The organism is Extibacter sp. GGCC_0201 (genome assembly GCF_017566055.1).
Taxonomy (GTDB): domain Bacteria; phylum Bacillota; class Clostridia; order Lachnospirales; family Lachnospiraceae; genus Extibacter.
The window spans coordinates 13,248-25,791 of record NZ_JABFCH010000027.1; the positions used below are offsets into that span (position 1 = coordinate 13,248).

General features: G+C 50.8%; 10 protein-coding genes. All 10 read right to left on the bottom strand.

From position 1 onward, the window contains the following. Window positions 1–88 precede the first annotated feature (88 nt). The 10 genes from HJV72_RS15750 to HJV72_RS15795 all read right to left on the bottom strand — a co-directional run bounded on the left by HJV72_RS15750 (window position 89) and on the right by HJV72_RS15795 (window position 12,536). Complete coding sequence (locus HJV72_RS15750) at window positions 89–1,288, bottom strand: GGDEF domain-containing protein (protein WP_208072377.1); 1,200 nt, start codon at window positions 1,286–1,288, stop codon at window positions 89–91. Window positions 1,289–1,308: 20 nt separating this feature from the next. After that, window positions 1,309–2,502, bottom strand: coding sequence for a GGDEF domain-containing protein (locus HJV72_RS15755; protein WP_208072379.1), 1,194 nt, complete (start codon window positions 2,500–2,502; stop codon window positions 1,309–1,311). A 108-nt stretch (window positions 2,503–2,610) separates the two neighbouring features. Further along, a complete protein-coding gene (locus tag HJV72_RS15760) occupies window positions 2,611–3,576 on the bottom strand; it encodes a ketopantoate reductase family protein (protein ID WP_208072381.1) in 966 nt (321 codons plus the stop codon). A gap of 116 nt (window positions 3,577–3,692) precedes the next feature. Beyond that, complete coding sequence (locus HJV72_RS15765; protein ID WP_208072383.1) at window positions 3,693–4,841, bottom strand: iron-containing alcohol dehydrogenase; 1,149 nt, start codon at window positions 4,839–4,841, stop codon at window positions 3,693–3,695. Between the two features lie 51 nt (window positions 4,842–4,892). Next, the gene (gene sucD, locus HJV72_RS15770) at window positions 4,893–5,813 is read right to left on the bottom strand and encodes a succinate--CoA ligase subunit alpha (RefSeq protein WP_208072385.1); all 921 of its coding nucleotides are present in this window, start codon (window positions 5,811–5,813) and stop codon (window positions 4,893–4,895) included. Further along, window positions 5,797–6,948, bottom strand: a complete 1,152-nt coding sequence (locus HJV72_RS15775; RefSeq protein ID WP_208072387.1) for an ATP-grasp domain-containing protein — start codon at window positions 6,946–6,948, stop codon at window positions 5,797–5,799. Before HJV72_RS15775 ends, sucD begins: the two co-directional genes overlap by 17 nt. Before the next feature lie 95 nt (window positions 6,949–7,043). Beyond that, window positions 7,044–8,426: an aldehyde dehydrogenase family protein gene (locus HJV72_RS15780; RefSeq protein ID WP_208072389.1), complete on the bottom strand. Its 1,383-nt coding sequence runs from the start codon at window positions 8,424–8,426 to the stop codon at window positions 7,044–7,046. 38 nt (window positions 8,427–8,464) lie between these two features. After that, the gene (locus HJV72_RS15785; RefSeq protein WP_208072391.1) at window positions 8,465–9,895 is read right to left on the bottom strand and encodes an SLC13 family permease; all 1,431 of its coding nucleotides are present in this window, start codon (window positions 9,893–9,895) and stop codon (window positions 8,465–8,467) included. Window positions 9,896–10,126: 231 nt separating this feature from the next. After that, window positions 10,127–10,921: an IclR family transcriptional regulator gene (locus tag HJV72_RS15790; RefSeq protein ID WP_208072393.1), complete on the bottom strand. Its 795-nt coding sequence runs from the start codon at window positions 10,919–10,921 to the stop codon at window positions 10,127–10,129. Window positions 10,922–11,027: 106 nt separating this feature from the next. Continuing rightward, window positions 11,028–12,536 carry a catalase gene (locus HJV72_RS15795; RefSeq protein ID WP_208072394.1) on the bottom strand — a complete coding sequence of 503 codons (1,509 nt, stop codon included), beginning with the start codon at window positions 12,534–12,536 and terminating at the stop codon, window positions 11,028–11,030. Between the last annotated feature and the right edge of the window lie 8 nt (window positions 12,537–12,544).

The following is a 12,544-nucleotide window of genomic DNA, read 5'->3' on the forward strand; positions in this document are numbered from 1 at the left end:
GCTTTCCCCCCTGGTATATAATATCGCATGATGTAATGATAGCATTGTTTTCGGATGTGTCAACCAAAATCGTCATGACGGTTTCTTGTCAGCCGGAACTTCTCTCCTGCTTTCTGCGGTACATAGCTTCATCGGCTGCCGCTATCAGGCTGTCCGCGTCCGCTTCCATGCTGCTGTCTACAGTTCCATAACTGATTGACATTCCAAAAGGAACGGCCCCGCTCCTGCTTATGGCCTGGATCCTCTCGTCTGCATCACGGACACGCTCGTCTGCATCGGACGCCTCCATTTCCGTGAACAATATCAGAAACTCGTCTCCGGCGTACCTGGCAAGCAGATCACAGTCCTGCCTGCAGGACAGCCTCAGCTCCCTGGCTGCAATTACCAGATAGCGGTCTCCTTCCCCGTGGCCATAAGAGTCATTGACACCCTTGAGATTGTCCAGATCCAGAAAGCAGAGTGCAAATGGTATCTTTTTCTGAAGCAGGTTCCTTAGCTGCTCCAGTATATACTGACGGTTATACGTACCAGTCAACGTATCATAATAGGCAGTGGAGCGAAGCTCCCGCTCTTCTTGCTCTTTTTGTACAATCTTACGCCGGATTTCCCGGTTCTGCTCACGATAATCAGCCAGCTGGCACATCTTGAGGGAGTAACGCATTCCAAGCCCCGCACCCGTCAGAGAGAAAATACACGATTTGACGCCCCACAGCTTCAGCAGAACCGAGTTGCCCGGCGTCTGGTAAAGCAGCAGATTCAGATACAGATAGAGGAACATGCCCGCCATGACTTCCAGCTGGAACGTCAAATGGCCCGGGTGGTCCAGCACGATCCGGAACGACTGTTGTGTTTTCCGTATCGTCATCAGATGAAGGACGATACCACCGAGCAGAAAGCCAAGAAAAACAGGAACCGCTTTCAGGCTGGTAACACTGTTGTCAAATGACATGAGCGGCTGAGAACTGTATATCGAGACTGCACAGCGGCAGAAGATATTAATGGTAAGTCCATACAAGATACCATTCATCGAAAAGAAAAGCGCTGGCCGGAACTCTCTCCTGCAATAATAGAAAGACTCTCCGAACAGAAGCAGGAAAAACAATCCCCAGTTTACAAGCAGATTGAATTGCAGCATACTGCATATGAAAAACATGGCATAGTTCACAAGAAATGTCCCGACCGCGAACTTCTTCGGCAGAGGAGGATACCCGAGGACCTTCGAAACCAGCATAAAATAGCTCCAGTTGAAGTAGTAATAAGAAGCCGCCACAATCATATTGATATACATGTCTTAGACCTCCCTTCTCTCTATCGCCGGTAAATCTTATCCCGGTACATCGCCCGATCCGCTTCTCTTAATAAGGCGTCCGCTTTTTTGGATCCTCCCGGCAGATATGCCGTAACGCCATAAGAAAAGCGCATCGGCCTCTCCCAATATCCTGACTCCAGCGTCTCCCGGATTGACTCCATCCGGCTTTCTGCTGCCTCTGCCTCAGTATCCGGCATAAGTACAATGAACTCATCTCCCCCTACACGCGCAAGCAGGCCGCCGGAACCGAGCCTTGTTTCTATCTCTCTGGAAAACATAATCAGATAACGGTCTCCGGCGTCGTGGCCTTCCCTGTCGTTGAGCAGCTTAAGCCCGTCCAGATCCAGAAAAGCAAGGGAAAATAACTGGTCTTCCTCTATCAGCTTGTCAATATAGTCTATCAGATATCTCCGTGAGAAAGTCCCCGTCAAAGCATCCCGTTCTGTCATGCGCTTCAGGCTGCCCGTACTTTCCCTCGCAGATTCAAGCCTTGCCGAAAGCTCATCATGCTCCTTCCTGAGATATTCCTCATGCATAATCGTACGGATACGAATTAAGAAGCGGATAATGCAGAATGCAAGCACCGTGCTGCTGCCGAGTAGGAAAAGCGCCGGATATACTGACATAAGCTCTGCTTCGCAGAGCAGGCTGTCCAGCAGCAGATAGCCGGTGCAAAAAGAGAGGAAAGCCATAAAAGGTCGGGCCTCATCGCTCTTCGCTTCGATGACAAGCAGAAAGAGAATGTTCCTCTTGTACAGAAGTATTACATTTTCTATTATACAGGCTGTCAGAACAAACGCGACGCTGGCAGTGCGCCAGACGGCATCTGCCAGCAGCGTATGCATGGCTGCTTTCCGGATAAGGGAGGCAACGCCGGTAAATGTCATATGAAGCACCATCATATTAACAAAATTCAGATTTATAAAAAACCAGTACCTTATCTGTACATTCCTTCTGATACATATAGCCGCAGCCTGTATCAGATATGTCAGGGCATAGAAGACAGGCAGCGGAAAGCCCTTGGAGAGCCACGCCGCCACGAGCACTCCCTCTGCCAGAAGGATGAAAGACAGATCCAGGCGCAGCTTCCACGCCGGCAGGCTCCGCGGAGGCACGACATAGTAAAGTATACCGCCGTACAGCACGACCAGAACGACCGGAAGGCAGTAATACCAATAGAATACCAGATTCATCCCGCCGCACCTCCTTTTCCCCTCATACGTCTCTGCGTTTGTTAAAAATTATAGCATGCGGCGGGGGGAAAATCCACCCGAAGCCACAAGAAGCCCAAATGATACCGCTCACTTTGACGAAAGCCATCTGTCTTCAGGTTGTATCTGCTTCTTCTTTAACCCTTCATAATATCGTTTTGATACCGGAACCGCTATGTTAAGACGCTCCGCCTCGCTGACCAGGTATCCGCTGAATGTCTCAAGTTCGCATCTTCTGCCGGCATCCATATCCCGGCAAAGAGAGCTCGAAGCGTCCGGCTCCTGTACATTCATAAAATGCTCCAACTGACGGTTCAAAAACGCATCCGACAGGTCAATCCCCTTTGCCCTTGCCACCTCACGTGCTTCATACAGGATAGCTTTAAAATCTGCAAGCCGTTCTGGGATGCCTCGGATTCCTTCCGTATCTGTAGAATAATAGGCTGTCATGACGTTAAACGCACAGTTAAGGCTATACTTTTTCCAGATTGCCTTCTGTATGTCTTCATCTATCCGGCAGTCGAGGCCTGCCTTGCGCATCAGCTCCGCTGCCTCATTCATCATATCCTGCTCCTGTCTGTCCGGATTCTCCAGACCGATATGGATATGCGCATAATCACCTTTCTGGATAACCTCATAAGCCTCATCTATATATGAGACGATATAAATCAGGGAATCCAATACCGTTCCCCTTCCGATATGCCGGCGGGCCTTTGCCCCCGGATCTGCACCGTTCATGACCGGAATGATTACCGTGCCCTCACCGGCTGCTTCACAGATATCTTCGCACACTTCTTCCAGAGAATAATTCTTCACACATACGAATATATAGTCCTGTGCCGGCAGCTCCCTCACGCTTTCGACTACCTGCTTCGGGTGTACGGTCCGTTCCCCCAGGCAATCGCTGTGAAGGATAAGCCCTTTCTCTTCCAGGGATGCTTTCCGACCGCCCCTTGCGGCAAACGTTACATTCTCATACGTATCTGCCAGGGCGGCCCCGATATATCCCCCCACACCGCCAAGTCCTATCACCGCTATCTTCACATCTTGCTTCATTCTAACACCTCCGTCTGAGCAGGCAGGAGCCTGCAGCTTCATTATAACCCAAAAAGGCACGCCGGGTGTCTGGAATTTTCTCCAAACACACAGCGTGCCGGCAATTACAGTTTGCCCTATAGCGCTTTCTTATACAATTCAATAATATCCTTCACGTTCGACTGCCTCGGATTAGCCAGGATATTTCCACTCTTCATGGCATCTTCTGCCATGGCCGGAATCAGCTCTTCTTTTACCCCCACTTCTGACAGCGTTTTCGGGATCCCAAGGTCAGCATTCAGCTTTCTAATCTCTTCCACAAGCATCTCCGGCTTAAAGCCATCTGCAGCACCGCCGCCTTCACTGATGTAGTCATACATCACTTCATAACGGCCGTCATCTGCAAGTGCATTGTACTCAAGGACTGTCGGAAGGAGGATGGAATTGGCAACACCGTGTGCTACGTGGAAATATGCGCTTACCGGATGGCTCATGGCATGCACGTTACCCAGCTTTGCCCATGCAAAGGCGATTCCGGCAAAGTTGCAGCCTGCCATCATCGCACATGCGGCGTCTTCATCCTGCCTGTTTGCCACAAACTTTCGGATATTGCGTCCAATCAGCTCCATCGCTTTTTCCGCCATTGCATCTGAAAATGGCGAGGCTTTCGTGGAGATATATGCCTCCATGGCATGAATCAGTGCGTCCACACCGCAGGAGGCAGCAATTGATGCGGGCGCCGTCATGATAAGCTCCGGATCGAGCACTGCATATTTTGGCAGCAGCTCATAGCTGATTACGGACAGCTTATAATTCCTGGATTCATCTGTGATGACAGAGGAAGCCGTCACTTCGCTTCCCGTCCCTGCCGTAGTCGGAATCGCGATCATCGGAACAATCGGGCCCGGAACAGTGTCAAACCCTTCGTATTCCGTAATATTTCCACCATAGTTGACGAGCACCCCTACGGCCTTGGCCACATCCATGGAACTGCCGCCGCCAAGTGCAACGATGCTTGTCGCCTTGCATTCCTTATAAAGCGCCGCGGCAGCGTTTACAACATCTACCGTCGGATTCGGAATGACATCCAGGTATGCGGTACATTTGATGCCACCGTCCTCAATGATATCCCGGACCTTCTTGACAACGCCCAGTTTTTCAAGGCCACGGTCCGAGACGAGCAGAACATTATCTGACCGGCTCTTTTCCAATATAACCGGGAGTTTCTTCAGACTTCCCATTCCAAATTCTATGTTCTGTGGTATCTTAAAACTATAATCTTTCATTCTTATCCTCCTTCATAATGGACAGCCTCTGCCAAAAGGCACAGCATTCGGTTACGAATCAATCTGGGGCTTAAGCGACTGCATCCTTCCGCCTGTGCGGGCATTATATTCACTTATAAAATCCACGATCTTGCCAAGCGTCGGACAGATAACTACACCTGCGTCCTCAAGTGCCGCAATCTTGGACTTCACAGTACCCATACCACCGCTCACGATGGCGCCTGCATGACCCATGCGTTTATTCTCCGGTGCATACATGCCGGCAATATAGGCACAGACCGGCTTTTTAAGGCCTATCTCCTTTATCTTGGCTGCCGCCATCTCCTCACTCGTGCCGCCGATCTCCCCGATGATGACTATGGCATCTGTCTCGTCATCCTGCGCGAAGAGTTCCATCACGTCCGCATGGTCCATACCGATGATAGCATCACCGCCGATTCCTACGCAAGTGGAGAGTCCAAACCCTTTGAATGTAAGGTTGGAGGCTGTCTCATGGGTGAGCGTGCCGCTGCGGGAAATGATGCCGATATGCCCTTTGCCGTATATGTAATCCGGCATGATTCCGAGCTTCGACTTGCCTGGGGATATCACTCCGATCGTGTTGGGCCCCACGACTTTCGCCCCCAGCTGCTTCGCCTCATGAACAATCTTCAGCGCGTCCATGACAGGAACAAATTCTGTAATGATGACCAGCAGCTCAATCCCTTCCCGCAGCGCCTTAAGCGCTGCCTCCAGCACGAACTGCTTTGGGACGAGAAGCATGGCAGCGCGGATCTCCGGGAATGTGGCGCGGGCTTCGGCAACAGTCTCAAATACCGGGACGCCCTCTACCGTCTGACCGCCCCTTCCCGGCGCAACACCTGCAAGGAGTTTAGCACCGCTCTCCAATGTATGCTTACAGTGAATCCTGCCCTGTTTTCCCGTAATGCCGATAATCAACATGGAGGTATCCTGATCAATTAATATGCTCATGTTCCTTTCCCTCCTTCAATCTGAGTAATGTCTGCACCGCCTCGTCCGTCGTACCATACTTTGTCTGTGCAAAGCCGAGCTTTTCATATATATTCCAACCCTGTTCCTGATTGAAGCCGCGGCTTTTAACGACAACCGGCTTCTGTATGTCTAATTCGGTGCATGCCCGGGAGATTCCTTCTGCCATATCCGCGCAGTTGTTGATGCCGCCAAAGACATTCACCAGAATATAGTCTGTGCTTTCATTCTGAAGCAGAATACGCATAGCCTGGTACGTTTTCTCTGCCGTCACACCGCCCCCGAGATCAAGGAAGTTGTTCACACGGCCGCCGTAATGGCGGATGGTGTCCATCGTCGCCATGCCGATACCGGCGCCGCCTGCCATCGTGCCGATATCCCCTTCTGCGTCCAGTTCGACATAGGTGAGGTCATGGGCCTGGGCCTCCGCTTCCTGACGGGATCTGCTCTGTGCGGTGCGTGGTAGTATCGTATAATCGTCCTGGCGGTAAAGGCTGTTGTCATCGATAACCATCTTCGCATCAATCGCCAGCAGGCTGTTATCCTTAAGGACTGCAAGAGGATTGATTTCAAATGTTGTTGCATCCAGTGCAAAACAGGCATTACAAAGCTTCTCTGCAATATCCGCAACCTGTTCCATATGGGTATCCGGAAGTTCAAAGACCGATGCCGCCTCCACGAATGCCCCGGCATCAAAACCTGCGGTACAGTCAAAACGAAGCAGTTTCTCCGGTGCAGATGCCGCAAGTTCTTCAATGTCCATTCCTCCATATGGAGTAAACAGCATTATCATGGCACGGTTCTTTACATCCAGTGTCATGCCCAGATAATACTCCTGCGCGATAGGCAGGAAGCTGCAGGCGATGATACCTTCCATCGTACGTTCGTTTATACGGATTCCTTCAATAATCTTCTTGACTTCCAGCAGTTCTTCCTCTGTCTTTACAGCGCGTACGGCACCTGCTTTGCCACGCTTGCCGGAGAGAATCTGGCCTTTCAGCACGCACGGATAGGTAACTCGGTCCGGCACTTCATCACCGCTCAACAGTATGCTTTCGTTGATGGGAATGCCAAAGCGTTCTAACTGGGCTTTTCCTTCTATTTCTAAGTAATCCATAGGCTGCTTCCTTTCTATATGCCACAGTACCGCAAGTCATACGGCACCGTGGCGCTGATACTATATTGATTCATTCTGGTAACACGTACCGGCCATTACTGCCAGGCCAGTTCCGGATCTGGAAGGTAAGACTCCTCGTAAGGGTAGCCGACACGTGTGATATTCATAAGATGGACATAATCAAGGTTACCGCTGAAGCTGTTGTTGCCCCAGGAGCCGCAGCCCAGCGTAGTCGTTGCAGTGAATCCATTTGTCGGGCTGCCGCCTCCGGTCGTACCAGCCGGCTGGTTTACGATTACGCGGGATACCGAGCACTGTATGGCGGCATACTCCACATGTTCCGGCGTGTTGGAATGGATGCCGATGCTGTGCCCTTTGCCTTCGCAGTTGAGGTTCTCCACCATCATGGCGACCCCTTCCTCAAATGTGCCGTAAGGATACACGGTGAGGACCGGACACATCTTTTCACGGCAGAGGACATCTCCATGTCCAAGGGCGCTTGCCTTCGCAACGATGACCCGTGTGCCCTCGGGCACGTCAAGGCCGATGTTCGCCGCCACCTGTTCTGCTGTGAGGCCGACCACGTCCCGGCTGATAGTGCCGCCACCGGGGAATATGCCTTCACGCAGTTTATTAACGAGCGCAGGCTCTGCAACGTAACAGCCTCCCTGCTTCTCCATTTCTTCTATAAATGCATCAAATATTTCTTCCGGGATAAAGGCTGTCTGCTCTCCCAGACAGATAAGGCCGTTGTCAAAACTGCGCCCGATGATTATTTTTGATACGGCATCCGCCAGATTCACGTCACGATCCACGATGCACTGGACATTGCCGGCCCCTACGCCAAACGCCGGCTTCCCGCTTGAATACGCCGCTTTTACCATGCCCATGCCGCCGGTGGCAACGATAACATCTGCAGAACTCATGAGCTTTCCACTGTCTTCAATGGATACCTGCTCAAGCCCAAGGACAAGATCTTCAGGAAAGCCAAGCTTCGCAAGTTCCGTACGGAACATATCCACGAGAAGCTTTGTGCACTTTACCGCACGTGGATGCGGGGCAAAGATAACGGAGTTGCGGGTCTTAAGCGCAAATGCCGCGTTGCTCATCGGCGTAACGACCGGATTCGTGGAAGGTACGATACTTGCAACGACACCCATAGGCTTGGCAATCTCAATCATGCGCCGGTCTTCTATCCTGTTGATGATACCTACGGATTTCTTCCCTTTCAGACTGTTCCAGATGAGTGCGGACTTCATACGACACTTGGTAATCTTATCTGCCACGCTGCCCAGTCGTGTCTCTTCTGCCGCCATAGGGCCAAGCATCTCTGCATTGTCATAGATTACTTTACAGATTGCACGGGCTGCGGCATCTGCCTCCTCCTGTGTCGCAAAAGCAAACTGCTCTTGTGCTGCTCTTGAACGTAAAACCAATTCCTCTACTGTCTTTGTTTCATTTTGTTTTGTCTCATTCATGTCAGACCACTCCTATCCTTTTATTTTTTTATAACTTACTAATTAATTAGATACGGCAGTTCACCGAACATCGGCCACAGCTTAAGGGCTGCATAGCCGAAGATAACTACGACGACCATGCTTATGATGGTCATAGGGGTACCGTATTTCAGCATCTTATTTGCATCCAGCCCGTAAGCGACTGGAATTGCACGAACACTTAACGGCAGCAGGAATTCCGCGTTATAAGCAAGTGTGGTAATGAACCAGTAAGGTATCGGATTCAGTCCGAGCTCGCTTGTAAAGCCGAATACAATCGGAACAGACACGGCAGCGGCCGTCGTACCGTTAGTCACCTCGGATATCATACGTGTAAAGAAGACTAAGACTACGACCGTCAGCAGTCCCCCATCCAGAGCCAGGTTGGACACGATATCCGCAATCCGGGCCGTTGCACCAGAGTCGTTGATCAGCTTTCCGAGCGCCATACCGCCTGCGAAGAGAATCATCATCCCCCACATCATCCCTTTCTGGGCCGTCTCCCATTTCAGCAGGAATCCTTTGTCCGCTGCCGTGATAAAGAAGCAGAGGCAGCCAAGCGTAAGATATACATAGGCCGGCGCAAGGCCAGGTAAGATGTCCGCATACAAAGGGCGTGTAAAGGCGGCTAACATGGCAGTTATGAAAAGTACAGAACAGATCTTTTCATCTCTCTTCATAGGTCCAAGTTCCCGGTAGCTCTCTACAAAGTATTCCTTCGTGCCATCTAATCTTTTGACTTTCATCGGCATCAGCAGCATACTAATCAGCAGGACAATCGCAGCGATGACAAGATAAGGCAATACTCGTACCACCCAGTCTATGTACATGAACTCATGTCCGGTAAATTCCTCCAGATAGGAGATTGCGACAAGGTTCATCGCTCCCCCAAGCGGTGTGCCGGACCCACCCAGGCTGACTCCCCATCCAATGGCAAGTAAGATAGGTACGGCAGGGGCACAATTTGGAATATCTTCATAACCGGCTGCTGAGAGCATCGCCACTGCAATCGGTGTGAATAAAGCACAGACCATTACGTTTGGAAGCGCCATGGAAAGCACAATGCTTGCAAGGAGCCAGACCGTAATCTGCGACTTCATGGATGGTCCGATCAGGGACAGCGCCTTAAGCGCAACTCTCCGGTCCAGCCCGCATGCCGCCCAGGGCAGGCATATCAGTGTCGAGCCGAAGATCAGGATGATACTGTCAGATGCGTATTGTGCAGTGACCGATGCCATGGGGACGATATTAAATAATGCGTTGACGACAACCGGCATGATACCAGTAACCGTAATATGTACGGGACGTGTTATCCACCAGAAGATTAGCCAAAACGCAGTACCTACTGCCTGTGCACCCCGAAGCGTGAGGGCATCTTTAAGCAGCAGGGCTGACAGGGCAAATATAATGGGCCCTAGCAGAATGTAGATGAAGCGTTTTTTTGTATTCATGGTCCTTCTCCTCCTCCATGCTTTAACTTGCCTGTATTATACAGATGCACGGCGCAAAATAGCAATAGACGGCGCTTTCTTTTCCCGCCGGCGAAATATGATTTTAAAGTGTGAATTGATGTTTTATATACTGCAAATAGAATTGCATATCATGCAACAAAAAAAACAGAAAGCAAGAGGCAGGCAGACGATTGTCGTCTGCCTGCCTCTTGCTTTCTATTGCTGGTATGGCTATTTTGGGTAATACCCCAGTTTCCCTGATATCTTGCTTGCTACGTGCATCACCGCTTTCGCAAGTTCCCTCTCCCGCTGCGGCTGGCTGATGCTGTGGACGCCTGCCGAAACGCTGACAGCGGCTATCACATTACGGTGCCTGTCAAATACCGGCGCGGCTATGGAACCTTTGCCTTCCGTGAGTTCATTCAGAAGAAGGCAGTACCCTCTCTGTTTCGTGCGGATCAATTCTTGTCTGATTTCCCAATGGTCTGTCAATGTATCCGGAGTCCGCTTCTGCAGATTACTGTTCTTCAGTATATCCTCCGCCTTGGCAGGTGCCATATAAGCCAGCAAAGCGCGGCCCATGGCCGAGCAATACATCGGCTGGCGATGCCCCATCGGTATGAAAAGCTCCATCGTCCTCTCAGAAGAGCTGCTGATCAGATGGGCAACCTCTGTCTTACGTGGAATCCCCATATGACCGTGTACATCGTATTTATACGAGAGTCTCTGAAGCTCTGGGAAGGCATGGCGGAACACATCATTATTCTGTAAGGCCGCTCCCGCAAGAGCGACGATTTCGAGCCCAGGATAATAGAAACCCGTGGAGTCGTCCCGTTCTAAAAATCCCCAGTCCAGCATTGTGTTAAGGTGCCTGGACACCGTGCTGATATTCATGTCCAGCTTCATTGCTATATCAGATGTCCGCTGCATGGGTGCTGTTTCATCAAATGTGGAAAGTATGGCAAGTGTCTTGCTGACACTTTTCGTATTAGAGACTTTGTGCCGGTTTTCTTCTGGCTGCGTCATATTAATGGTAAACCTTTCTGTAAAGTCTTTTTTGTATATTTTTCATGATAAGTTTACCATTTTTTTGCATATTATGCAACAATACTACATCCAAACATTGCATTAGTTATGCCGGCACTGTCGCCTTCACCAAAGCTTTATGGTCTCCTTTGGACAATTCTTCTACCTTCTCCATATCCAGCCCCATGGCTTCTGTAATCCTGCGGCCATACGCTTCATCTGCCCAATAGCAGTGGACCGCATGGCGGTACTTGATATTATCGCTTACCGGTTCTATATTACGTGCCGTATTTTCAATGAGCAGCGCCCGCTTATCTTCTGTCATCACACGCCACAAATCACCGCCCGCTCTGAAGCAGTTATCCGTAGGATCATCCTGGGGGTCATACGCATAGAGTGCCCCGGAAAGGTCCAGCGGCGGTTCCATCACTTCAGGCTGTGCCGCCCATTCACCCAGGCTGTTTGGACTGTAGGCCGGCGCCCCTCCGTAGTTGCCGTCTGTCCTCATGAAGCCGTCCCGGTGGTAATCATGCACTTCACACTTTGCCTTATTGACCGGTATCTGATTATAGTTCACGCCAAGGCGGTAGCGCTGGGCGTCCCCATAGACAAACAGGCGCCCCTGAAGGAACTTATCCGGCGAAAACCCGATGCCTGGCACCACATGGGCCGGAGTAAATGCGGCCTGTTCAACCTCTGCAAAATAATTTTCCGGGTTACGGTTAAGTTCCAGCACCCCTACTTCATGCAGCGGGTATTCCGCATGACGCCATATTTTTGTAATATCAAAAGGATTTTCGTAGTGGTTCTTTGCCTGTTCTTCTGTCATAATCTGGACATACATGGTCCAGCGCGGATAGTCGCCTTTCTCAATCGCTTCAAACAAGTCACGTCCATGGCTCTCACGGTCCTTGGCCACTATCTTTTCTGCTTCCTCGTCTGTCAGATTCTTAATGCCCTGCTGGGTCTTGAAATGGAATTTGCACCACACCCGCTCGTTCTTTTCATTGTAGAATGAAAAGGTATGTTCGCCAAAGAAATGCATATGCCGGAATGTAGCGGGTATGCCTCTGTCCGACATGACGATTGTCGTCTGATGGAACGTCTCCGGCAGCAATGTCCAGAAGTCCCAGTTATTTTGTGCGGAGCGCATACCGGTTCTCGGATCTCTCTTAACCGCGCGATTTAGATCCGGGAAGTTATGTACATCCCGCAGGAAAAAGGTCGGCGTATTATTACCCACCAGGTCCCAATTCCCCTCCTCGGTATAGAATTTCACCGCAACTCCCCGAATATCACGTTCTGCATCCGCGGCCCCCCGTTCACCCGCCACCGTGGAAAACCGAACAAAAAGTTCTGTCATTGCACCTGGCTGCAATACTTTTGCTTTCGTCCACCGGGAGATGTCGTGTGTGACGGTCAGTTTTCCATAAGCTCCCCAGCCTTTGGCATGCATCCGGCGTTCCGGTATCACTTCCCTGTCAAAATGTGCCAGCTTCTCCAGCAGCCAGACGTCCTGCAGCGCCACGGGCCCACGCGCTCCCGCGGTCAGCGAATGTTCATTCTCTGCAACCGGTGCTCCTGCTTCATTCGTCAATTTTTTACTTTCCTCCATAATAGTAC